This is a genomic window from Corynebacterium sp. HMSC05H05, assembly GCF_001807265.1.
Taxonomy (GTDB): Bacteria; Actinomycetota; Actinomycetes; order Mycobacteriales; family Mycobacteriaceae; genus Corynebacterium.
This window is the reverse complement of record NZ_KV788410.1, coordinates 91,245-113,364: the sequence shown is the minus strand read 5'-3', so window position 1 is coordinate 113,364 and position 22,120 is coordinate 91,245. Positions and strand designations below refer to the sequence as shown.

At 66.5% G+C, this 22,120-nt stretch carries 18 protein-coding genes, 1 tRNA gene and 2 pseudogenes; 6 read left to right on the top strand and 15 right to left on the bottom strand.

From position 1 onward, the window contains the following. Window positions 1-39 precede the first annotated feature (39 nt). Together HMPREF3151_RS09710 and HMPREF3151_RS12290 are read right to left on the bottom strand one after the other, a co-directional pair. A pseudogene (locus tag HMPREF3151_RS09710) lies at window positions 40-1,116 on the bottom strand (adenylate/guanylate cyclase domain-containing protein); the annotation flags it as partial. Between the two features lie 128 nt (window positions 1,117-1,244). Further along, window positions 1,245-1,563 (bottom strand): annotated as a pseudogene (locus HMPREF3151_RS12290) (adenylate/guanylate cyclase domain-containing protein); the annotation flags it as partial. Between the two features lie 37 nt (window positions 1,564-1,600). Here HMPREF3151_RS12290 and HMPREF3151_RS09705 point away from each other — a divergent pair. Together HMPREF3151_RS09705 and HMPREF3151_RS09700 are read left to right on the top strand one after the other, a co-directional pair. Further along, complete coding sequence (locus HMPREF3151_RS09705; protein ID WP_070475342.1) at window positions 1,601-2,800, top strand: DNA polymerase III subunit delta'; 1,200 nt, start codon at window positions 1,601-1,603, stop codon at window positions 2,798-2,800. 65 nt (window positions 2,801-2,865) lie between these two features. Continuing rightward, window positions 2,866-2,938, top strand: a tRNA-Thr gene (locus HMPREF3151_RS09700). Here HMPREF3151_RS09700 and HMPREF3151_RS09695 read toward each other — a convergent pair. Continuing rightward, window positions 2,938-4,566: an AMP-binding protein gene (locus HMPREF3151_RS09695; RefSeq protein ID WP_070475340.1), complete on the bottom strand. Its 1,629-nt coding sequence runs from the start codon at window positions 4,564-4,566 to the stop codon at window positions 2,938-2,940. The genes HMPREF3151_RS09700 and HMPREF3151_RS09695 overlap by 1 nt on opposite strands. A gap of 53 nt (window positions 4,567-4,619) precedes the next feature. Here HMPREF3151_RS09695 and HMPREF3151_RS09690 point away from each other — a divergent pair, with 53 nt between their 5' ends. The 3 genes from HMPREF3151_RS09690 to HMPREF3151_RS09680 are packed head-to-tail and all read left to right on the top strand — an operon-like array spanning window position 4,620 to window position 7,169. Beyond that, window positions 4,620-5,444 (top strand): GDSL-type esterase/lipase family protein, encoded by an 825-nt coding sequence (locus HMPREF3151_RS09690; protein ID WP_070475338.1) that lies wholly within the window; start codon window positions 4,620-4,622, stop codon window positions 5,442-5,444. Window positions 5,445-5,454: 10 nt separating this feature from the next. Beyond that, window positions 5,455-6,549 (top strand): S-(hydroxymethyl)mycothiol dehydrogenase, encoded by a 1,095-nt coding sequence (locus HMPREF3151_RS09685; RefSeq protein WP_070475336.1) that lies wholly within the window; start codon window positions 5,455-5,457, stop codon window positions 6,547-6,549. Continuing rightward, a complete protein-coding gene (locus HMPREF3151_RS09680) occupies window positions 6,549-7,169 on the top strand; it encodes an MBL fold metallo-hydrolase (RefSeq protein WP_070475334.1) in 621 nt (206 codons plus the stop codon). Before HMPREF3151_RS09685 ends, HMPREF3151_RS09680 begins: the two co-directional genes overlap by 1 nt. On the opposite strand, the gene HMPREF3151_RS09675 is transcribed toward HMPREF3151_RS09680, so the two are convergent. The 11 genes from HMPREF3151_RS09675 to HMPREF3151_RS09625 form a co-directional block, all read right to left on the bottom strand. Next, window positions 7,166-7,510: a DUF2304 domain-containing protein gene (locus tag HMPREF3151_RS09675; protein WP_070475332.1), complete on the bottom strand. Its 345-nt coding sequence runs from the start codon at window positions 7,508-7,510 to the stop codon at window positions 7,166-7,168. The two genes, HMPREF3151_RS09680 and HMPREF3151_RS09675, sit on opposite strands and share 4 nt — an antisense overlap. Then, complete coding sequence (locus tag HMPREF3151_RS09670; protein ID WP_070475331.1) at window positions 7,507-8,196, bottom strand: glycosyltransferase family 2 protein; 690 nt, start codon at window positions 8,194-8,196, stop codon at window positions 7,507-7,509. Before HMPREF3151_RS09670 ends, HMPREF3151_RS09675 begins: the two co-directional genes overlap by 4 nt. Before the next feature lie 13 nt (window positions 8,197-8,209). Next, window positions 8,210-9,007, bottom strand: coding sequence for a glycosyltransferase (locus tag HMPREF3151_RS09665; protein ID WP_070475329.1), 798 nt, complete (start codon window positions 9,005-9,007; stop codon window positions 8,210-8,212). A gap of 4 nt (window positions 9,008-9,011) precedes the next feature. Beyond that, window positions 9,012-9,875, bottom strand: a complete 864-nt coding sequence (gene rfbA / locus HMPREF3151_RS09660) for a glucose-1-phosphate thymidylyltransferase RfbA (RefSeq protein ID WP_070475327.1) — start codon at window positions 9,873-9,875, stop codon at window positions 9,012-9,014. Window positions 9,876-9,890: 15 nt separating this feature from the next. After that, window positions 9,891-11,207: a sugar nucleotide-binding protein gene (locus tag HMPREF3151_RS09655; protein WP_070475325.1), complete on the bottom strand. Its 1,317-nt coding sequence runs from the start codon at window positions 11,205-11,207 to the stop codon at window positions 9,891-9,893. Between the two features lies 1 nt (window position 11,208). Beyond that, window positions 11,209-12,192 (bottom strand): dTDP-glucose 4,6-dehydratase, encoded by a 984-nt coding sequence (rfbB, locus tag HMPREF3151_RS09650; RefSeq protein ID WP_070475323.1) that lies wholly within the window; start codon window positions 12,190-12,192, stop codon window positions 11,209-11,211. A gap of 6 nt (window positions 12,193-12,198) precedes the next feature. Beyond that, window positions 12,199-13,377 carry a hypothetical protein gene (locus HMPREF3151_RS09645; RefSeq protein ID WP_070475321.1) on the bottom strand — a complete coding sequence of 393 codons (1,179 nt, stop codon included), beginning with the start codon at window positions 13,375-13,377 and terminating at the stop codon, window positions 12,199-12,201. After that, the gene (locus tag HMPREF3151_RS09640) at window positions 13,374-14,621 is read right to left on the bottom strand and encodes a M1 family metallopeptidase (protein WP_070475320.1); all 1,248 of its coding nucleotides are present in this window, start codon (window positions 14,619-14,621) and stop codon (window positions 13,374-13,376) included. Before HMPREF3151_RS09640 ends, HMPREF3151_RS09645 begins: the two co-directional genes overlap by 4 nt. 11 nt (window positions 14,622-14,632) lie before the next feature. Continuing rightward, a complete protein-coding gene (locus HMPREF3151_RS09635) occupies window positions 14,633-16,597 on the bottom strand; it encodes a prolyl oligopeptidase family serine peptidase (RefSeq protein ID WP_083290289.1) in 1,965 nt (654 codons plus the stop codon). Window position 16,598: 1 nt separating this feature from the next. Beyond that, the gene (locus HMPREF3151_RS09630) at window positions 16,599-17,726 is read right to left on the bottom strand and encodes an alpha/beta hydrolase (RefSeq protein WP_070475319.1); all 1,128 of its coding nucleotides are present in this window, start codon (window positions 17,724-17,726) and stop codon (window positions 16,599-16,601) included. Window positions 17,727-18,059: 333 nt separating this feature from the next. After that, on the bottom strand, window positions 18,060-19,502 hold the full coding sequence (locus HMPREF3151_RS09625; protein ID WP_070475318.1) for an alpha/beta hydrolase: 1,443 nt from the start codon (window positions 19,500-19,502) through the stop codon (window positions 18,060-18,062). An 80-nt stretch (window positions 19,503-19,582) separates the two neighbouring features. Here HMPREF3151_RS09625 and lpdA point away from each other — a divergent pair, with 80 nt between their 5' ends. Beyond that, the gene (gene lpdA, locus HMPREF3151_RS09620; RefSeq protein WP_070475316.1) at window positions 19,583-20,995 is read left to right on the top strand and encodes a dihydrolipoyl dehydrogenase; all 1,413 of its coding nucleotides are present in this window, start codon (window positions 19,583-19,585) and stop codon (window positions 20,993-20,995) included. Window positions 20,996-21,544: 549 nt separating this feature from the next. Here lpdA and HMPREF3151_RS09615 read toward each other — a convergent pair. Beyond that, the gene (locus tag HMPREF3151_RS09615; RefSeq protein ID WP_070475314.1) at window positions 21,545-22,009 is read right to left on the bottom strand and encodes an SRPBCC family protein; all 465 of its coding nucleotides are present in this window, start codon (window positions 22,007-22,009) and stop codon (window positions 21,545-21,547) included. Window positions 22,010-22,120: the final 111 nt, after the last annotated feature.

The following is a 22,120-nucleotide window of genomic DNA, read 5'->3' as shown; positions in this document are numbered from 1 at the left end:
CCCGCCCCAAAAGGGCGGGCCCATCGGCATGCCCGAAAACTATGAGCGGTCGGCCATGGTGGAGCGCACCGGGCGCGCCAGCTGCGTCATCTTGCCGCGGCCGCGCAGCTCCACGGACTTCATCAGCGTCCAGCGCTGCTGCTCCACTTCGTTGGCCGCGCGCAGGGTCGCGGCGTTGGTCAGCACCAGCCCCGGGGTGTCCTTCGCCATGTCGGTCAGGCGCGCTGCGGCGTTGACGGCGTCGCCGATCACGGTGTACTCGAAGCGGTCCGAGCCGCCGATGTGGCCCGCAACCACATGCCCGGACGCCACACCGATGCCGGCGCGAAGTTCCTGGCCGGAAAGATCCCGTTGGAGTTCGCGGGCGGCTTGGAGGGCGTGCGAGGCGGCGTCGTGAAGCGAAACGGGCGCCCCGAACACGGCCAAGGCCGCATCGCCCTGGAATTTGTTAATCACGCCCTTGTTGCGGTGCACCACCTCGACGACCACGTCGAAGAAGTCGTTCAGCGCCGCGACAACCTCCTCCGGCGTGTGGTCCACGGCGTAGGTGGTGGAACCTACGACGTCGATGAACAGCACCGCCACCCTGCGCTCCTCGCCGCCGAGCTCCGGGATCTCCTCCAGCGCCTTCTGGGCCACCTCGGCGCCGACGTACTGGCCGAAGATGTCGCGCACTCGCTGACGGTCGCGAAGCCCCTTCATCATCTCGTTGAACCCGGCTTGCAGCACGCCGATTTCGGAGCCGTCGTAAATGTCCACCTGCGTGTTCTGCTCACCGCGGCGCACCCGGTTAATGGCGCCCTGCAGCTCCTTGATCGGGTCCACCACGCTCATGATCACCAGCGCCGTGCCCACAAACCCGGTGGCCATGCCGGCGGTGATCAGCGCGACGATCGCGGAGGTGAGCTCGCCGACAGTGCCTGTGAAATAGCCGTGGCGCTGCGCCACCGTCAGCAACAGAACGCCCACCATCGGCACGGCTGAGGTGGTGAACCAGGTCAGGTAGAGCTGCCACTTGATCGGCGGCTGCAAGGTGGAGTCCTCGAAGCGGCGCGCCAGCGCGGATGCGGCGATGGGGCGCACGAGGCGTTCGGCCTGCAGGTACGTCAGCACGGCGGTGACGAAGGTGGTCAGCGCGGCGGTGGCGAGGACGACGGTGGCCAGGCGGACGTCGACACGCCAAGCCCCCACGGTGACAATCGCGGTGCCGATACCCCACACGCCCACAACGATGATGGTTTGCAGCACCGGCAGCCGCATGACCAGGTGGCGCACCATGTTCGGGTCGTGCCCGTCGGGGTGGCGCTGCCATTCCAAAACGGGCCGGAACAGGTACAGCGTGACCACGATGCCGAGCACGACGGCAACCGCCGCGTAGATCACGCCGATGGCGCCGAGTTGCCCGCCGAGGCCGAGTTCGCGCACTTCCGGCATGGGGATGAGGTAGCGCACGAACAGCATGCACCCGATGGCGGCGATGACGTTGGTTCCCAGCACGGTTGCGGCATACAGGGGCCAGGACGTGCCCCAGAGCCACCGCAGATCGCGCCAGAATCTTTCCATGGTGTATCACCATAGCGCGCGGGTACTGTGATCATCCGTGACTACCCGTAGCGTCAGTGAGCGGCTTGCCGGTACTCCGGCGGTGCGCGAGACAATCCTGTCGGCGGCCAAGGCTGCAAGGCTTGGCGACGGCTACGCCATGACCCACGCCTGGCTTTTCACCGGCCCTCCGGGGGCGGGGCGTTCGCAGGCAGCGTTGGCGTTCGCGGCGGCGCTGATGTGCACGGATCCGGAGGAGATCGGGTGCGGGCGCTGCGAGGCGTGCCGGTTGGCGTTGGCGGGCTCGCACACGGATTTGCTGCACGTGGTGCCGCAGCGGGTGAACATCCCGGTGGATTATGTGCGCCGCACGATCGTGCCGCAAGCAGCTCGCCTGCCGACGGTCGCCCCCTGGCGCGTCATCGTCATCGAAAACGCGGACAGGTTGAACACGGACGCCGCCGACGCGCTGCTGAAAACGGTGGAGGAGCCGCCGGAACACACCGTGATCATCATGTGCGCCCCGTCGGCGGACCCGCAGGACTTCTCGCAGACGCTGCGCTCGCGCTGCCGCCACCTGTACGTGCCGGCGCCGACGGAGGACGAGGTCGTGCGCATCCTTGTCGAGGAGGAGGGCGCGACCGAGCACGACGCGCGGCTTGCCGCGGCGGCAACGATGCGGCACGTGGGCCGGGCGCGGCTGCTGGTGCGCTCGGACAAGGTGCAAAAGCGCCGCTCCATGGCGATCAACCTGGCGGAGTTGGTGTTCCACGGCGCGCAGGCCTTCCAGGCCGTCGGTGCGCTGGTCAAAGCGGCGGAAACCGAGGCGGTGGAGGCCCACAAGGCCGACGACGAAGCCGAACGCGCGAAGCTGGAGAACGCGCTCGGCATGGGAGCCAAGGGCAAGGGCGCGGGCAAGGCGTTGGGGGGCGTTGCGTCGTCGATAAAAGCGCTGGAAGAGGAGCAGAAGAAACGCGGCACTCGCCGCAAGCGCGACATGTTCGACCTGGTCCTGGTGGACCTGGCGGGGGTGTACCGCGACGCCATGATCATCCAGTCCGGCGCGGGGCTTGCCCTGATCCACCCGGACTACGAGGGGCTGGCGCGCGAGATCGCGGAGCGCACCACCCCGGACGCGCTGGTGGAGTGCCAGGAGGCCATCGCGCAGTGCCGCGAGCGGCTGGCGCAGCAGGTGCAGCCGGCGGTGGCGTTAAGCGGGATGCTGGGCCGGATCAGGCTCGCCTGCAAGGTGTCCTGAGCTGCCGGTTTCTCAGTTCTTCCCGCCTGCACTACACTTTCGCGGTGGTGCATCTTGCATGCCCGGCCACCTTAGCTCAGTCGGTAGAGCATCTCACTCGTAATGAGAAGGTCGCGAGTTCGATTCTCGCAGGTGGCTCAATTTTTTTGCCTTAAACCGGGCAGGAACCGCGGCACGACCTTGCCCACGGCGTTACGCGGCAGCTCGTCCACGAAATGCACGTCGCGGGGGATGGAGTGGTCGGCCAGGTGGGCGCGCACCCAGTCGCGCACCGCGTCGGCGGTGATGTCGGCACTGCGAACCACCCACACAGCGATGCGTTTGAACATCTCCTCGTCGTCGACGCCGTGCGCGTGCACTTCGCTGACCCCCGGCATGTCCTCGAGGACTTCCACGACGGACTGCGGGTGGACGTTTTCTCCGCCGACGATGATCATGTCGTCGTTGCGGGATTGCACGTGCAGGTACCCGTCGGCGTCGAAGTAGCCGAGGTCGCCCATTTCCACCAGGCCGTCGATCTCCACCATCTCGGTTGCCGGGTTGGTGTATCCGCGCAGCGCTGTTTCGTTGTGCAGGAAGATGCGGCCGGTTTCGCCGGTTGCGACTTCGCGCCCTTGGTCGTCGTAAAGCTTGAGCACCGTGCCGGGCGGGACTTTGCCCACGGTGGTGGGGTCGGCCTGCATCTGCTCGGGCGAGGCGACCGCGGCGAGGGCGAGTTCGGTGGAGCCGTAGATGTTAGCCAGGATCGGGCCGAAGCGCTCGGTGGTGCGGCGCAGAAGCGACGGGCTCACGGCGTTGCCGGCGGAGGCGAGGTAGCGCAGCGAGGACGTGTCGTAGCCCTCGTCCAGGTCCAGCATCTGTTTGAAGAAGATGGGCGAGGAGATCAGCCCGTCGCAGCGGTACTTCTCCACTTGGCGGAAGCACTCTTCCGGATCGAAGATGCGGCGGGTGACAATGGTCGAGCGCGTCGCCAGCGCGACTTGCAGCGCGGACCAGCCCCAAGTGTGGAAGATCGACGCGGTCAGTTGCACGGTGTCGCCTGAGCGCCACGGGATGGCTTCGAGGTAGCCGGCGACGACGAACGGCATGCGCGGTTCGGGCCGCACGATGCCTTTGGGGATGCCGGTGGTGCCGGAGCTCATCAGGACGAGGTTGCCGTGTTTTGGCCAGCGGGGCAGTTGCCTATCGACGTCCCTCCGGTCCACCACCTGCCTGATCGAGAGCCCGGAGCCGCCGTCTTCGTCGGCGCGGATGATGGTGATGCCGTTGGTGTTGGCGGGGAGGCGGTCGGCGAATTCGTCGTCGATGAACAGGACGTTGATGTCGTTTTCGGCGAAGATGCCGGCGAGCTGCTCGGGCGAGGAGCCGATGTTGAGCAGGAAGATGTGGGCACCTGCGTAGCCTTTGGCTGCCAGCGGCAGGATGATGCCGCGGCCGTTGCGGGCCATCACGCCGATGCGCAGCTCGTCCAGGCCGCGTTCGTCCTGCAGCGCCAGCAGCCATTTGGCCAGTGTGCGTGAGTCGTCCCGGAGTTGGCGGTAGGTGAGGACGCCGGTGTCGTCGATAAGTGCGACGCGCTCCGGTGTGGCGGCGGCACCCTGTTCGACTTCGCGGGCGGTGGTGAACCAGTAGCGCGCGAGGTTGGGCGCGAGCGCGAGGGCTGCGCGGGGGCCGCCTTCGGCGCTGACGATGCCGGCGCGTGTAACGGCGGGCACGAAGCGGGCGAAAGACTTGAGTAAGAACAGCGGACGGTGGGTGGGTCGCATGTGGATAATGTAGCCTACTGTTACGCAAGTTTCCCCTGTGAAAGGATTTCGCCGTGTCATTTTCCCGCCGCATCGCCGCAGCCTTCGTCGCGGCGGCCGCGCTTCTCGCCCCGCTTGCTCCGGCAGCGGGTGCGCAAGACCGCAACATGGTCATCTTCGGTGACTCTGTCATCTCCGACCCGAACATGGGCCAGTGGGCGGCCGGCAAGATGGGGCTTGACCCGCGCGGGCGTTCCGACAACGGCACCTGGTGCCCGACCTCGGCCACGAACTGGGGCAAGCGCTCCGCCGCCAAGCTCGGCTTGGCGGCCCGCGACTACTCGTGCACCGGCGTGGTGACCATCTCTAAGGGCCCGGGCCTGTTCCAGCAGGTGGACCGCGCGATCGCAGACCGTGGCCTGTCGCCGGCGACGGCGCGCGTGATCATCTCCGTCGGCTTCAACGACACGTACAACAACACCTCCCGCCCGGACGCCGACATCCGCCGCGACTTCACCCGCTACATGGTCCCGCAGATTAACCGCATCCGCGCCGCGGCGCCGAACGCGCGCATCCAGATCGTGGGCTACCCGAAGATCACCGCCGGCGACCGCGTGTGCCTGTTCCACATCGCCCCGAACACCTCCGATTGGACCCGCTTCCAAGACGTGCAGCGTTGGGAGAACCTCGCGCAGTGGATGCAGGTGGACACCGCCCGCGCCGCCGGTGTGGAGTTCTTGGACCTCAAACCCTCCACCTGGCACAACAACATGTGCGCCCCCGACAACAAGCGCATGTGGGCCGGCCTGGTGGACTTCTACGGCGGCCCGGGCAACCTGCCCATCCACGTCAACCAGCGCGGACACGAGCACGTGGCAAACGTCATCGCCCGCTCCTAGTCTTGGGGACATGACACAGACTGTTCAAGGAGTAATCGCCCGCGAAAAGGGCGCCCCGGTCGAGGTCGTGGACATTGTGATCCCCGAGCCCGGCCCCAACGACGTGGTGGTGAAGGTCCAGGCCACCGGCGTGTGCCACACGGACTTGGCCTACCGCGACGGCGACATCGAGGACGCGTTCCCGTTCCTGCTCGGCCACGAGACGGCCGGCGTGGTGGAAGCGGTCGGCGAGGACGTCACCCACGTCGCAGAAGGCGACTTCGTGGTGCTGAACTGGCGCGCGGTGTGCGGCGAGTGCCGCGCCTGCCGCAAGGGCGACACGAAGAACTGCTTCAACACCCACAACGCCTCGCAGAGCATGACGCTTGACGACGGCACTCCGCTCACCCCCGCACTCGGCATCGGCTCGTTTGCAGAGAAGACCCTCGTGCACGAAAAGCAGTGCACGAAGGTCGACCCGGAGGCCGACCCGGCGGCGGCTGGCCTGCTCGGCTGCGGCATCATGGCCGGCCTCGGCGCCGCCGTCAACACCGGTGACGTGCAGCGCGGCGAGTCCGTGGTCGTGTTCGGCCTCGGCGGCGTGGGCCTTGCGGCTGTGGCCGGTGCGGCGTTGGCGGGGGCGACGACGGTGGTGGCTGTAGACGTCGATAAGCGAAAGTGCGACGCGGCATCCAAGTTCGGCGCCACCGACGCCATCTGCGCCAAAGACATGAGCGAGGACGAAGTCATCGAGGCTGTGCGCGAGCTCACCGGCGGCTTCGGCGCGGACGTGGCCATCGACGCCGTGGGCATCCAGCCCACCTGGCGCCAGGCGTTCTACTCCCGCGATTTCGCCGGCCGCATGGTCATGGTCGGCGTGCCCAACCAGACCGACCACGTGGACATCCCCGCGATCGACCTGTACGCCCGCGGCGGGTCCATCAAGCCGGCCTGGTACGGCGACTGCCTGCCGGAGCGCGACTTCCCGGCGTACGTGGAGCTGTACAAGCAGGGCCGCTTCCCGCTGGGCGAGTTCGTCTCCGAGCGCATCGGCGTGGGCGACATCGAGGAATCCTTCGAGAAGATGAAGCGCGGCGACGTGCTGCGAAGCGTGGTGGAGTTCTAATGCGCATCGATAACGTCGTTACTTCCGGCCTGTTCAAGCTCGACGGCGGCGAGTGGGAGGTGGACAACAACGTCTGGATCGTCGGCGACGACTCCGAGGTCTACATCATCGACGCCGCCCACAACGCCGAAGCCATCGCCGAGGCTGTGGGCAACCGCCGCGTGAAGGGCATCCTGGCCACCCACGGCCACTCCGACCACATCGACGCCGCGCCTGAGCTGTCGCGGCTTGTGGACGCCCCGGTGTACCTGCACCCCACCGACGGGTTTTTGTGGCAGCGCCAGAACCCTGGCGCGCACTACCGCCAGCTTCTCGACGGCGCCACGTTTACCATCGCCGGCACCGACCTGCGCGTCATGTCCACCCCGGGCCACTCGCCGGGATCCGTGGTCATCTACGCCGAGGAAGCCGGCGAGCTGTTCTCCGGCGACACCCTGTTCCAGGGCGGGCCGGGCGCAACAGGCCGGTCATTCTCCTCGTTCGACACCATCATCCACTCCCTGCAGAAGTCCGTTTTGGACCTGCCGGCGGAGACGGTGGTGCGCACCGGCCACGGCGACCACACCACCATCGGCGATGAGGCGCCGCACTTAGAGGAGTGGATCCGCCGCGGCTTCTAGCGCTCCGCGTCCTGCTCCGGCGCCTGCGCGTTCTGCAGCGCGACGGCGCGGGCCAGGCGGGCGTAGCGCAACTCCTGCTCGCGGAAGCGCGTCCACGTGGAGATGGTGACGAAGAAAAACGCGACCACCAGCACGTACAGCATCAGGTCGGTGCCGCGGGCCACGCCCAGCCAGTTGGCCAGCACCGTGACGTCGTCGGGGCGGGCGATTGCCCAGATGGCCGCGACGATCATGAGGGCGAAGCCGATCTTTACCCAGGCTTTGGCGTTAGCTTTGCGTCGATTAGCAAAGAAGTACCAGGCCAACGCGACAACCGCGAGCAGCAACAACGCCTGAATCATGGCAACCTCCTTGCAACGAGCCCGTCGGCGAGGATGTTCACGCCGTTGATCAGCGACTGGCCCTTCGACATCGAGTACTCCGTGTAAAGGATGTCCACCGGCTCCTCGTCCACGCGCCAGCCGTGCTTGTCGATCATGGACACGATCTCCGAGGCGTGCGACATCCCGTTCATGCGGATGTTCATCTCTTCGGCCACCTTGCGGTTGAACGCGCGCAGCCCGTTGTGGGCGTCCGTGAGACCAAGCTTCTTCGTGCGCGGCGACAGCATCACCACCGTCTTGAGCACCGCGCGCTTGATCCACGGCACCTGCGAGTTGTCCTGGCCGGCGAACCGCGTGCCGACGATGATGTCCAGCGGCTCAGTGCGCAGCCGCTCGATCATTCGGACGACGTCCTTTTCCTGGTGCTGGCCGTCGGCGTCGAAGGTGACGAAGTACTGCGCGCCGGGCTGGGCGCGGGCGTACTCCACGCCAGTTTGGATTGCCGCGCCTTGGCCGAGGTTGACCGGGTGGTCCACCAAATGCGCCCCGGCGGCGCGGATCTGCGCCGCAGAGTCGTCGGCGGAGCCGTCGTTGACGCCCACGATGTTGGGGAACGTCTCGCGCGCGTGCGTGAGCACGTCGAAGATGACCGTGCCCTCGTTGTAGCAAGGCACGATCAGCCAAGTGTCTGAAAATCCGCTCATGTCGGAAGTTAGGTTACTCCCCGCGGTGGAACAAAGCGGCGTACACGCGCCGGAGCACACCTGTGGGAAGTGCGCGGTATGCGGTGCGCGCCGCCAGGTTGAACGCCGCCCGCGGGCGCGAAACCAGCCCGTAGGCGACCAAGTTGCGCTGCATCTTTGCCTCCGCGGCGAGCATCTCGCGGCCGGTGCGGCGGGAGAACTGCGCGTCGGTGACCTGGAAGTCCGTCAGCGCCTCGGGCAGGTTGCGCACGTGCCAGCCGCCGGCGATCAGCCGCGCGTAGAGGTCGTAGTCTTCCATGAAGTGCACGTCCTTATACCCGCCGACCGCCTTGACCGCTTTCGTGCGCAGCATCACCGAGGGGTTGTTCACCGGCGAGTTCATCTTCGCGTAGTCGTGCGGGTTCTCGGGCAGAGCGCGCACCTTGCCGGTGTCGCCCGGCGTGTCCGCGAACTCTTCAACGGCGCTGCCCAGCGCGCCGACCTCCGGGTGCGCCTCCAAATACTCGAGCTGCCGGGCGAAGCGCTCGGGTTTCGCGGCGTCGTCGGAGTCCAGCCGCGCGGTGTACTCGGAGTCGATCGTGGCCAGCCCAGCCTGCGACGCCGGGCCCGCGCCCACATTCTCCGGCAGCCAGATAACCCGGGCATTGTGCTTTTCGACGACCTGCCGGACCCCCTTACCCACCGGCCCATCCGCCACAATGACCAGCTCGTCTGCGGGCCGCGTCTGCGCCTGCAGGGAGTCGAGGGCGCGCTCAAGGTCGTTCTCGTCGGTGCCGTGGTAGACGGTCACCAGTGCCGTAATCCTCGCCATTGTTTTAGTCCCTTGCTGCGTCGATGAGGTAGCGGCCGTAGCCGGATTTCAGCACCTGGTCGCCTAAGGCCTCCAGCTGCGCGGCGTCGATGAAGCCTTCGCGGTAGGCGGCCACCTCCGGCGAGCCGATGACGGTGCCGGTACGCTTCTGCAGCACCTCGACGTAGGCGCTGGCCTCGCTCATGGAGTCGATGGTGCCGGTGTCCAGCCATACGTCGCCGCGGTGCAGGCGGTGGACTTTCAGGTCGCCGCGGCGCAGGTACGCCTCGTTGACGGAGGTAATCTCCAGCTCGCCGCGCGCCGACGGTTCGATGGATTTCGCGATCTCAACCACGTCGTTGTCGTAGAAGTACAGCCCCACCACGGCGAAGTTGGACTTCGGCGCGTCCGGTTTTTCTTCGATGGACAGCGCTGTGCCGGCGGCGTCGAACTCGACCACGCCGTAGCGCTGCGGGTCCGAGACCTCGTAGGCGAAGATCGCCCCGCCGTCGATGTCGCGCACCCGCCCGAGCGCCTCCGAGATGCCGTTGCCGTCGAAGATGTTGTCGCCGAGGACCAGCGCCACCGAGTCGTTGCCGATGAACTCCTCGCCGATCAAAAACGCCTGCGCCAGCCCCTCGGGGCGGGGTTGTTCGGCGTAGTGGAGCATGATGCCGAGACGTGAGCCGTCGCCAAGCAATCGCTCAAAGTTCGGCCGATCCTCCGGGGTGGTGATGATCAAAATTTCCCGGATACCCGCGCTGATCAGGGTGGATAGCGGGTAGTAGATCATCGGCTTGTCGTAGATGGGCATGAGCTGCTTCGAGATGCCCTGGGTGATCGGGTACAGGCGCGTGCCCGAGCCGCCAGCGAGGATGATGCCCTTCATGAATGCGAAGTCTAGCTACCGCAGCGCGACGTAGAGCGCGAGCGCGGCGCGCCAGTTTGTCGGGCTGAATCCAGCGGCGGTGATCTTGTCCAGCGCCAGGGTGGATTCGCGCGGGCGGGGCGCTTCCACCCCGAATTCGGCGCCGTACTGCTCGGTGGTCACGGGGTGGACGTCCGCGGGGTCGCCGCCGACGGCCACAAACACGGCCATGGCGATCTCGTCGCGCGTGACGGCGTCGCCGTCGGAGGTGATGTTGTACACGCCGTACTCGGCACCGGTCGAAAGCAGGTGCGCGATGCCTTTGGCCAGGTCTTCGGCCCAGGTAGGGCGCCCGCGCTGGTCGCAGACGACCTTCGGTGCGACACCGCGATCAGCGAGGTCGGCCATGACGGACATGAAGTTGCGGCCGTCGCCGAACACCCAGCTCGTGCGCACCACATAATGCTTCCGCGCCACCTGTGCGGCGGTGTCGCCCGCGGCCTTGGACGCGCCGTACGCGCTCAGCGGCGACGGCACCTCAGCTTCGTCGTGCACCTCGACGGTGCCGTCGAAGATGTAGTCGCTGGAAACATGCACGAGCGTGAGGTCGTGTGCATTGCTTATCGACGCAAGCTCCGCCGGCGCCGCCGCATTCACCGCCCATGCTCCGGCCCGGTCGTCCTCCGCGCCGTTGACGTCGTTGTAGGCGGCGCAGTTCACGATGGCCCAGTAATTGGCCCAATCCAGTTCGGGCGGGTTCGTGATGTCGAACTCGTCGTGGCCCACGAAGTGGGCCTGGTCCTCCGACCAGATCTGGCGCAGCGCGCGCCCCAGCTGGCCGTTGGCACCGGTGACGAGGATGCGGCGTGGGGGCAGCGGAGTGGCGTCGCAAAGCAAAGGGTGCTCGAGGTCCTTGGCGGAAAGCTCGGTGGGCTCGAGTGGCCAGTCGATTTCCTTGTAGGAGCAGAACGCGCCGCCGGGGGAGTAGCGCTGGTTGACCAGGTAGATGTAGGTGGTGTCGTCCTCGAGGGCCTGGAAGCCGTTGGCCACGCCACGGGGGACGAACACGGCGGTGTCCGGGCCGATCTCGCAGGTGAACTTCTCCCCGAACGTGGCGGAGCCTTCGCGCATGTCCACCCACGCGCCGAACACGCGGCCGGTGGCCACGGAGACCCACTTGTCCCACGGCTCGGCGTGCATGCCGCGGGTCGCGCCGCGCCGGGCGTTGAAGCTGACGTTGTGCTGCTTCGGGGTGAGTTTCTGTCCGGACCAGTTCTCCTTGAACCAGCCGCGGTTGTCCTCGTGGACGGTGAGCCGGTGGACCTCGAGGCCGTCGATGGTGGTGGTCTCCATGTCACTGTCCCCTTTCTGCGTACCCGCGTTCGATGCCTGCTTTGTCGTCCTCCCACCACCAGCGGTTGTCGGTGTACCACGCGATGGTTTGCTTCAGCCCGCTGCGCAGGTCCGTGTGCTGCGGAGCCCAGCCGAGCTCGCGGCGCAGCTTGGTGGCGTCCATGGTGTAGCGCTGGTCGTGGCCGGGGCGGTCTGCGACGTGGACGTATTCGCCGCCCATCAGCTCGCAGATGGTCTCGATGACCTGCTTGTTCGTGACGTGAGTGTCGCCAGGCAAGCTCGCGCCGATGTTGTAGGTTTCGCCGATGCGCCCGCGCTCCAATATCGCCAGGACGGCGTCGTTGTGGTCGTCCACGTGGATCCAGTCGCGCACTTGCGCGCCGGTGCCGTAAAGCTTCGCGGGCTGGCCGGTGAGGATGTTGGTGATCTGGCGGGGGATGAACTTCTCTATGTGCTGGTAAGGCCCGTAGTTGTTGGAGCAGTTCGAGATCGTCGCGCGCACCCCGAACGAGCGCACCCAGGCGCGCACGAGGTGGTCGGAGCCAGCCTTCGTCGCCGAATAAGGCGAGGAGGGGTTGTACGGCGTGGTCTCGGTGAACGCGTCGGTGCCGCCGAGCTCGAGGTCGCCGAATACTTCGTCGGTGGAGATGTGGTGCAGGCGTTTGTCGAACTTCCGCACCGCCTCCAGCAGCGCAAACGTGCCGTTGAGGTTGCTGTGCACGAACGCGGACGGGTCCCGCAGCGAATTGTCGTTGTGGGATTCGGCGGCGAAGTGGACGACGGTGTCGGTGGCGGCCACGAGCTCGTCGATAAGCGATTGCTCGCAGATGTCCCCCTCCACGAACTCGATGCCCTCGGGCAGGTTCGCGCGGTTACCGGCGTAGGTCAGCTTGTCCACGACGGTGACGCGAAAGCGTTGCGACGCCTGACGGACAAAATTCGCCCCAATGAACCCCGCACCGCCAGTGACCAGCAAACGTTCCATAGCCAGCTACCTTACAAGGCCCGCCAGGTGCACGAGCGCGCCGACGATCGGCCCGGCGAACAGCGCCACCACCACGGTTGTGGTCACGCCCCACGGCGCGAGGAAGAGCACGGCGAACGCGGTGGCGGTGGCGGCGAGCCAGCCGGCGACGTAGAACGCGTGGCGTTCCAGCGCGAGCACGGCCACGCCGGTGATCATGAGCATGCCCATGAATGCGGAGGCGAAGGTGAGCAGGCCGAGCGTGAGGCCGCCCACGAACAGTTCCGGCTTGTACGCCACCCGCAGGATCCACGGGCCGATGAGCCAGGCCGCCGCGAAGCCGATGAGGCCGACGCCCAGGATCGCGCCGACGGGGGCGGCAAGCGCCCTGTAGACGGTGTCGCGGCGCTCCACGAAGCGCACCACCAGCGCCGATTGGAAACGCTGCAGCGGCACCAACACCGGGGCGCGGGTGAGCATGACGGCGTTGTTGATCGCGGCGACGGTAGCCCCTGCGGTTGCGGCGGGGAAGGCTGCGGAGGCGGCGGTGGGAAAGCCCGTGATCAGTGCGGCCGACGCCCCGGAGGCCACCATGGCGGAGCCGACGCGGCGCGCAAACGCCCGGCGGTCCACGTCCAGCTGCACCCGCACTGGGGCGAGAACCAGGATCACCGCCCAGCTCAGCGCGCCGATGACGGTGATGGCCAAAAACTCCACCAGTCCGCCGCCGAGCGCCCACACCACCACGGCCAACACGAGGCGCACACCGGAGTCCAGGGCGACCAGCGCGGCGTAGCGGTTCCACAGTCCGGAGCCGCTCAGGATGCCGGATAACACCGCCTGGAAGGCGTAGCTGAGCAGGCCGAACGCCAACAGTCCCGTGGTCGCACCGGGGTGAGTGGGCACGATGCGGCCCATGGCGGCAAGCCCCGCCAGCAGCACCACCGCCGCGACAACCGCGCCGACCGCGGCGCCGAGCTTCCACGGGTTGGCACCGCCACGCACGTCCGTCTCGCGCGAGGCGGCCACGGCGCGGGTGGTTTCCTGCGTGATGCCGTCGATGAGCCCTGTGCAGGCGAAAAACAGGCCCCAGTAGGCCAGGAAAGCGTTGTAGCCGTGCTCGGCGTCCAGCGCCCAGCTGGCAATCCACATGACCACAAAGCCGCTGGCCGCGGCGAAGATGGTGGCCAGGGAGAGGTTTCTCACGGGCACTCCGGAAGTTCGGGGTGCTGGATCCACGCGTCCAGGATGGGCGAGATGTCAGCGCCCTGGCGCTTAAACGCGTTGACCAGGTCGAACGTTTCCACGATGCCGTGGGCGTTGGTGGCCACGTAATCGCGCACCGCGTTGAAAAAGACGGTGTCGCCGAAGGCGCGCCGCAGCGCGTGCAATGTGATGGCGCCGCGCTTGTACACGCGGTCGTCGAACATGTCGCGCGCGCCCGGGTCGGCAAGGGTGAACCGCATCGGCGTGAGTTTGTCGTAGTGGGTGCGCACGGAGGCGTCGATAGGCATCTGCCCCGTAAAGTCCGCCCACAGCCACTCGGCGTAGCAGGCGAAACCCTCGTTGAGCCAGATGTCCTCCCACTGCGCGATGCCCAGCGAGTTGCCGAACCACTGGTGCGCCAGCTCGTGCGCGATGAGGCGCTCGTTGCCTCGCAGGTGGTTCACGCCGAAGATGGACAGCCCCTGGGCCTCGAGCGGGATCTCCAGTTCCTCTTCGTGCACGACCACCTGGTAGTTCTCAAACGGGTAGTGGCCGAAGACGGATTCGAAGTAGTCCAGCATGGCCTGCTGCTTGTCCAGGTCGCCCATCTGGGTCGCCGCCGGCAGCCACGCCACCGTGTTGCGCCCCAGCTCCACGCGGCGGAACTGGCCCACCTGCACCGTGGCCAGGTAGGTCGCCATCGGGCGGGCGGTGGTGTTGGTCACCGCCATGTACCCGCGGTCCGCGCGCACGTTGAAGGTGTACGTGGCTTTCTCGTCCGGGGTGTCGTCGCAGGGGAACCAAGACGGTGCGCCGTCGGGCTGGTTGGCGGTCAGCGCGCCGTTTTCCAGCTCCTCCCAGCCCAGCATTCCCCAGGCGGTGCGGCGCGGGCGCGGGGAGCCCGCGTAGCGGATGCTTAGCTGCAGCTCCGTGTCCACCGGGATGAACTGGTCGAAGGTGATGCGCAGCTTGCCGCCGTGGTGGCGGTAGCGCTTGATGCCGAAGCCGCCAGACACCTCCACGCGACGCACGGACAGGCCCTGGGTGAGGTCGAGGGTGAGGTGGTTCAGCTCGCGCCAGGTGCTCAGCGTCAACGTCGCAGTTGCTTCGAGACGGTTCGGGGCAACCTTGTAGTCAAAATCCAGGTCGTAGTGCGTGACGTGGAAGCCCAGGTTGAACTCCACGCCGGTGTAGCGGTCGCGGGTTCCGGGGATGGGTGTGGAGCGAAGCCTCAGGTTTCTCATCGCCGGGAAGTCTACGCCAGGGGTTTTCCGATCTTGTCGTCGATCCATTGGTAGATCAACGCCTCCACCCGCGACACCTGTGCATTATCCGCGGCACCGGCGTGCCCGCCTGCGGTGTTCTCGAAGTAGTCCACCGGCTGGCCCGCCCGCCACAGCGCGAGGGCGAAGGTGCGGGCATGGGCGGGGTGGACGCGGTCGTCGCGCGTGGAGGTGGTCACCAGCGCCGGGGGATAGGCCACCTCGTCGCGCGGGCGGACGTTGTGCAGCGGCGACCAGGTTTCTATCGCTGCGCGCTCATCGACGTTGTCCGGGTCGCCGTACTCCGCCATCCAGGACGCGCCGGCGGACAGGGTGTGGTAGCGCAGCATGTCCGTCAGCGGCACCTGGATCACGGCGGCGCCGAAGCACTCCGGGTACTGCACCAGCGCGCCGGAGGTGAGCAGCCCGCCGTTGGAGCCGCCGCGGATGGCAATCTGCGCAGGTTCGGCGTAGCCGCGGGCGACCACGTCCTCGAGCACTGCCTTGTGGTCTTCCCAGACCTTGTGGCGGTTGGTCTTGACCACCTGCGAGTGCCACTCGGGGCCGAACTCGCCGCCGCCGCGCAGGTTGGGCTGGACGTAGAAGTTGCCCTGCTCAAGCCAAGCGATGCCGCGCACGTTGGAGAACGCGGGCGTGAGCGAGACCTCGAAGCCGCCGTAGCCTCCCACCAGCGTGGGACGGGCGCCAAGGGAGAAGTCGCCGGTGATGAAGTACGGCAGGCGAGTGCCGTCGGCGGAGGTCACCCAGTGCTGGCGCGTTTCTAGCCCGGACGCGTCGAAGTGGGCAGGCGCACGCTTGGCTTCGGCGAGCGCGCCGGTGGCGTCGCCGCGCAGCAGCGTCGTCGGCGTGGTGAAGGAGGAAGCGGCGACCCAGAACTCGTCGCCGGCCAGCGGGCTCGCGGCCACCACGTGTGCGCTCGCGGCTGCGGGCAGCGCGAGTTCGGTGCGCTCCCATGTCCCCAGCGTGATGCGGGAGATGCTGGTGGCCACGTCCACCAGGCAGGTGAGAAGCAGCGCGTTTTCGGTGAACGCGATCGCTTCCACGGTCGCGTCCTGCTCGAGCACGGTGAACTCGCGGCCGCCCTGCTGGAACGCGTCGAGCTCGATTACGCCGAGGGCACCCGCGGGCACGCCCGCGAACTCGGTGCGCGGCTGGATGAACAGCCACTTGCGGTGGGGGATGGCGTCGCAATCGTCCGGAACGTCCACAAACTCGCCGTCGACCCACGTGCGCGAGGTGTAGAAATCGAGCGCCCGCGTGACGACGGTCCTCCGGTCCACCACGTCATAGCCCGACCACACGCCAACATCGTCGGGCTCGCCCGTGAAGATCACGGTCCTCTCGCCGCCGCGGGTCCAGCGCGCCACCTGCATGGGGTAGCCGGAGTTAGTCACCGTGCCCGGGCCTTCGTCGGTGCCCACCAGGATGGTGTCGCGGTCCACCCAGTCGACGGATGTTTTCGCCTCGTCGAGTGCGAAGCCGCCGTCGGACGCGTCGACGAAGGTTTGCGTTTCAAGGTCGAACTCGCGCACCACCACCGCGTCCGCGCCTCCTCGCGACAGGCGGATCAGCGCCCGGTCCCAGCTCAGCGGCAGCACTGTCGCGCCCTTGTACACCCAGTCCTTGCCCTCTTCCTCGGCAAGCGCGTCGATGTCGAGGAGGGTCTCCCAGTCATCCTGGTCGGCGAGGTATGCATCCACGGTTACCCTCCGCCACAGACCCCTTTGGTGGTCCCCGTCGCGCCAGAAGTTGTACAGGTGCTCGCCGCGCCGGGTGACAAACGGGATCCGGTCGTCCGCATCCAAGGCGGCGCGGATCCGCTCGCGCAGCGCGGACGAATCGAGCCGCGCTTCAGTCTCGTCGGACCACTCCTGGGCCCATTCGAGGGCGGGGGCGGCCGTGAGGTCGTCGAGAAGCTTGGGCTCGATGTCGCGCACGCTAGACCCCCAGAGCAGGCTTGATGGTGGTGTGCCAGGCGCGGTCCATGTCCTCGGTCCAGTACGGCCAGGAGTGCGTGCCCACGTTGCGCAGCTCGAAGTGCGCCGGGATGCCCAGGCCGTCCAGCTTGGCCTTCAGGTCGTGGGTGCACTTGTTCACCGCGGCCTCGATCACGCCGCCTTCGACCTGCAGCACGCCCGCGCCGAGCTGCGCCGCCGGCATCGGGGCGCCCTTGCCCAGCAGGTAACTGACCTGGTCCGGATGGCCCGCAAGACCCGTGCCGGAGGAGACGTACAAGCGGGTGCCGCGCAGCTTCTCCGCGCCCAACAGCGCGTCGTTGTAGCGGTTGTACGGCCCGTTCATCGGGCCCCACATCATCTCCGGGGTGACCGTTTGGAAGTTCGGGGTGCCCGCGCGGTTCACGGTCACGCGCGCGAAGTTGTAGCCGTGCGGCGAAGACGTGGAAGCGCAGCCGGAAAACGCTGCCGCGGCCTGGTACATCCCCGGGTTATGCTGCGCGAACAGCAGCGCGGAGGTGGCGGACATGGACACGCCGGTCACCGCGCGGCGGCCGTTGGCGCCCAGCGTGCGCTCGATCGGGCCGGGCAGCTCCTTGGTCAAAAACGTCTCCCACTTCTGCGGGCCGTTGACGTAGTCGGAAGCGACGTCCGTTTTCACCCAGTCCGTGTAGTAGGAAAACGCGCCGGCCTGCGGCACCACCACGTTCACACCCTTGCCGGCGAAGTAGTCCTTCACGGGGTAGAGCTTCAGCCAGTCCTGGTTCTGCTCCGCGCCGCCGGCGCCGTTGAGCAGGTACAGCGTCGGCGCGTTGCGCACGCGGTTGCCGGCGGCGTCGGTGGCCGGCACGACCGCGACCGGGATGTCGCGGCGCATGGAGGGGGAGAACACGTTGTAGGACAGCACCGTCTTGTGGTCCACCTGGTTGACCCACTCCTGCGCCTGGCCGGTGCGGGTGATCAGCGGCGGGTTCGCCGGCGCGTCCCACGCCTTCACAATTCCCTCTTGGCCCTCCTGGCCGGCCGGCTGGGCGGAAACCGCCGGTGCGCTGGTGCATGCGAGGGAGACTGCCGTGAGGGCGGCAAGCGCCGCCGCCTTGATCTTCTTCATCTGTGTATCCAGTCCTGGGGGAGGGGGTTAAACTGACAGGCAATTATTGCGCCATTCTATGGGACATTCGTTACTGTAGTGGCCAGCGTTACGCGTGTGGCGTGTTGCGCCGCCCGCCCCAAAACTCCGAAAGGACCCCCAACATGAACCCCATCGAAACCTTCCAGGTGCAGATCAACCAGGTGCTCGGCGAGCTCGTCCACGCAGGCTCCTCCATGTCCTCCACCATCGCCTACGGCATGGGCATGTTCTAAAGCCTGTTTCCGCACACCAAAAAACGGCGCCTCCCGGCTCGAAGCGGGGAGGCGCCGTTAGGCGTCGTCAAGCAAGTGCTTACTGCTCCAAACCGAGCGCCTTCTTGAACACCTTCTCGTAGGAAAGCTTCACGTCATCGCGCCAGGACGCCCAGCTGTGGGTGCCCACGTTGCGCAGCTCAGCGTGAGTGACCTCCACGTCGTTGGCGCGCATCTTCACCATCAGATCGTGGGTGCAAGCGTTCATCGCAGCCTCGATCACGCCGCCCTCAACCTGCAGCGTCATCGCGTTCGTCAGCGCGCGGGTCGACGCCACGTCCGGGTCCACGCCGTAATGGTTGATCAGGCGGTCCTTCAGGTAACCCGTCATGTCAGTCTCGCCCGCCAGGCCAGTGCCGGTGGACAGGTACACCGCGGTGCCCTTCAGATCCGCCGCGTTGACCAGCGCGTCGTAGTGGCGGTTGTAGTCCGAACCACGCTCGCCGAAGATGTACTCCGGCGACATCACGTTCGGCGCGCCGCGGCTGACGGTCAGGTCCAGGAACTTCCACGGAAGCGGGGTAGAAGTCGCCGCGCAGCCGGAGAAGGAGCCGACAGCGTCGTAGAAGCCCGGGTTGTGCTCCGCCAGCAGCAGCACCGAGGTCGCAGCCATGGACAGGCCTGCGGCCGCGCGGTGCTCCTCGTCGGCCTTCATGTACGGCTCAACCGCCTGCGGCAGCTCATCCGCCAGGAAGGTCGACCACATCTGCTTGCCGTGGAAGAACGGGTTGGTTTCCGTGTCCACCGGCGGCTCGGCGGCCCAGTCCACGTAGTAGGAGAACGCGCCCTCCATCGGGATGACCACGTTCGCGCCGGAGTCCTTGTACGTCTTCTCCAGCTCATCGTAGGCTTGCGCGACCCAGTCGGTGTCCTGCTCGGAGCCGCCGGCACCGTTGAGCAGGTAGACCGTCGGGGCGTTCTCCTTGCGCTCGCCGTTTTCGTCGGTGGCGTAGAAGACCGCAACCGGAATGTCGCGCTCCATGGATTCGGAGTACACGCGAATTGCCTCGTTGTCCCAGTTGCCGCGCTGGCGAGCGAGGATGCGCACCCACGCCTGGTCTTCACCCTTGTAGGTCTTCGGCGCCTCACCCAGCGGCTTAACGTTCGGGTGCTCTTCCGGCTGCTCCTCCTCGGCCGGCTCCGTGTCCTCGGCGGGGGTTTCCTCGTCCACAACCTTGAGCTCCGTGGTGGTGGTCACCGGGGTGGTCTGCGTGGTTGCGGTCGGGCTCGTGCTCGTCTGCGACGTGCCTGTCGCCGTCGTTGGAGTCTCTTCAGTCTTCGGCATGACCGAAGGCTTCTGTGACGTGGTGGCAGGGGCTGTCGAGGTCGGCAGCGAGGTCTGCACCGACGTCGCCGCCGGGGACAGGGTGGCGACCTGCTTGTCTGCGTCACCCTCCGCTGCGAAGTGCTGAACGGCGGGAACGGAACCTGCGGCAATGAGGGCAGCGGCACCCAGGGCTACCGCCGTACGCGTGAACTTCACAGTGAATCGCTCACTTTCATTCAAGGAAGAAACAAGATGCTCCGCAACATTTTGCCAGACGGCCACGTACGATATGCAGCGTGAGTAAAGAACATTTTGACGTTGTTGTCCTCGGCGCTGGCCCCGGTGGCTACGTCGCCGCCATCCGTGCAGCTCAGCTTGGTAAAAAGGTAGCTGTCATTGAGAAGCAGTACTGGGGCGGTGTCTGCCTCAACGTGGGCTGCATCCCGTCCAAGGCCCTGATCAAGAACGCTGAAGTGGCTGAAATCTTCAACCACGAAGCAAAGACGTTCGGCATCAAGGGCGACGTGGAGTTCGACTACACCGATGCCCACAAGCGCTCCCGCAAGGTCTCCCAGAAGATCGTCGGCGGCGTGCACTACCTGATGAAGAAGAACAAGATCCAGGAGATCAACGGCCTGGGCACCTTCACCGACGCGAAGACCATCGAGATCACCGAGGGCGACGACAAGGGCAAGACTGTCACCTTCGACAACTGCATCATCGCCACCGGCGCTGTGGTGCGCACCCTGCCGGGCATCGAGCTGTCCGAGAACGTGGTCTCCTACGAGGAGCAGATCCTCAACCCGGAGGCTCCGGAGAAGATGGTCATCGTCGGCGCTGGCGCGATCGGCATGGAGTTCGCCTACGTGCTGTCCAACTACGGCGTTGACGTCACGGTCATCGAGTACCAGGACCGCGTCCTGCCCAACGAGGACAAGGACGTCTCCAAGGAGATCGCCAAGGTCTACAAGAAGCTCGGCGTGAAGCTGCTGACCGGCCACGCCACCACCGAGGTGCGCGACAACGGCGATTCCGTCGAGGTGGACGTGAAGAAGAACGGCACCGATAAGGTGGAGACGCTCACCGCGGACCGCGTGATGATCTCCGTCGGCTTCGCCCCGCGCACCGAGGGCTACGGCCTGGAGAACACGGGCGTCGAGCTCACCGACCGCGGCGCCATTGCCATTGACGAGCGCATGCGCACCAACGTCGACGGCATCTACGCCATCGGCGATGTGACCGCGAAGCTGCAGCTCGCCCACGTCGCTGAGGCCCAGGGCATCATCGCCGCCGAGACCATCGCGGACGCGGAGACCCTCGAGATCGAGGATTACATGATGACCCCGCGCGCCACCTTCTGTAACCCGCAGGTCGCCTCCATGGGGTACACCGAGGAGCAGGCGAAGGAGAAGTGGCCGGACCGCGACATCAAGGTCGCGACCTTCCCGTTCACCGCGAACGGCAAGGCAGTCGGTCTGAACGAGACCGCCGGCTTCGGCAAGCTCGTCGCGGACGCCGAGTTCGGTGAGATCCTCGGCGCGCACCTGGTCGGCGCGAACGTCTCCGAGCTGCTTCCGGAGGTCGTGCTGGCGCAGCGCTTCGACCTCACCGCAGGCGAGATCGCGCGCTCCATCCACATCCACCCGACCCTGTCCGAGGTGCTCAAGGAGATCTCGCACGGCGTCGAAGGCCACATGATCAATCTCTAAGCCTTCGCTTTACGACGCACCAAAGGCGGGCCCCGTTCACCCCGGGCCCGCCTTTTTGCGTGCTGTGGCGGCTGCCCGCTCGCCGCCTGCCCGCACCTGCTTGCTGATGGTCTAGCAGCGCGTGCGCCCTTGCTAGACCATCAGCAAACGTCGACTGCATTTCCCCAGTTCGTAATGAATCTGATGCGCATTACCGGCACAGGCGGTGTCGATGGTGGAAGCAGTGGTCGTAGGTGCGACGGTACCTGCGGGGCGGGGTCAGGGGGCGAATACAAAGGACGATATCGGCATTTAGGTCCGAAGCGGCGGCAAAAGCCCTGGTCGCGGTCGGGGCAGGACGGCAAATGCCGATATCGTCCTTTGTGCAGAGAGGCTCCAAAAGACCTGGGCTGTGGATAACGATGGCGGCGAGTTATCCATAGATGAGCGAGGTGCTCCGACACCCCGGCGGCGAGAGCGGGGGTCGGGCGGGGGCGTGGGCATGCGAAAGGCGGCCGGCCGGGCGCTGGGTCCGGCGGGCCGCCTTTGGTGACGTCGTAAAGCTGGGGCTTATGCGCCTGCGACTGCCTCTGCGAGGGAGTCGAGGGACTTGGCCAGGAAGTCGTCGTCGAACTTCTCGGTCATGGACAGGAGGTTCTCCTCCAGCTCGTCGCGCTGGTAGGTGAGGGTGACGTTGGTGTTGTCGGCGTCGATGGGCTCGAGCTCGTAGAGCCACTTCGCGCCAACCTTCACCTCGGCGGTGGTGTTCTCCACGTTCTTCCAGCCGATGATGCGGTCGTCCTGGATGGCGAAGACCTCGTTGACGGTCTGGTAGTCGCCGTCCTCCTTGGTCATGTTCATAGTGAAAGTGTCGCCGACGTTCTTCAGGCGCTCACCCTGGTCCGCGGAGACGACCATGCCGGAATTGTCAGTCTCAGCATGGCGCTCGGGGTTGGAGAGGATGTCGAAAATCTCGGCTGCAGGAGCGTCGATCTGGCGGGTTGCTTTGTTCTCAGTGTTCTTGTCGATAGCCATGGCAGCCAGGGTACCGATTTTCGGTGAATGGAGTTGGCTCGGAGGTTAGGCGGAGCTAACCAACCAAAGATTGACACTGAACGGGGTGGAGAATGTGGGGTCCAAGGTGGA

What these genes read in the sequence shown, in the direction of transcription:
- HMPREF3151_RS09665 (WP_070475329.1), bottom strand. Translation starts at nt 9,007, where the DNA reads ATGGCGAGGATTACGGCACTGGTGACCGTCTACCACGGCACCGACGAG.
- HMPREF3151_RS09680 (WP_070475334.1), top strand. Translation starts at nt 6,549, where the DNA reads ATGCGCATCGATAACGTCGTTACTTCCGGCCTGTTCAAGCTCGACGGC.
- rfbB (WP_070475323.1), bottom strand. Translation starts at nt 12,192, where the DNA reads ATGGAACGTTTGCTGGTCACTGGCGGTGCGGGGTTCATTGGGGCGAAT.
- HMPREF3151_RS09685 (WP_070475336.1), top strand. Translation starts at nt 5,455, where the DNA reads ATGACACAGACTGTTCAAGGAGTAATCGCCCGCGAAAAGGGCGCCCCG.
- HMPREF3151_RS09615 (WP_070475314.1), bottom strand. Translation starts at nt 22,009, where the DNA reads ATGGCTATCGACAAGAACACTGAGAACAAAGCAACCCGCCAGATCGAC.
- HMPREF3151_RS09630 (WP_070475319.1), bottom strand. Translation starts at nt 17,726, where the DNA reads ATGAAGAAGATCAAGGCGGCGGCGCTTGCCGCCCTCACGGCAGTCTCC.
- HMPREF3151_RS09675 (WP_070475332.1), bottom strand. Translation starts at nt 7,510, where the DNA reads ATGATTCAGGCGTTGTTGCTGCTCGCGGTTGTCGCGTTGGCCTGGTAC.
- HMPREF3151_RS09695 (WP_070475340.1), bottom strand. Translation starts at nt 4,566, where the DNA reads ATGCGACCCACCCACCGTCCGCTGTTCTTACTCAAGTCTTTCGCCCGC.
- rfbA (WP_070475327.1), bottom strand. Translation starts at nt 9,875, where the DNA reads ATGAAGGGCATCATCCTCGCTGGCGGCTCGGGCACGCGCCTGTACCCG.
- HMPREF3151_RS09670 (WP_070475331.1), bottom strand. Translation starts at nt 8,196, where the DNA reads ATGAGCGGATTTTCAGACACTTGGCTGATCGTGCCTTGCTACAACGAG.
- HMPREF3151_RS09655 (WP_070475325.1), bottom strand. Translation starts at nt 11,207, where the DNA reads ATGGAGACCACCACCATCGACGGCCTCGAGGTCCACCGGCTCACCGTC.
- HMPREF3151_RS09640 (WP_070475320.1), bottom strand. Translation starts at nt 14,621, where the DNA reads ATGAGAAACCTGAGGCTTCGCTCCACACCCATCCCCGGAACCCGCGAC.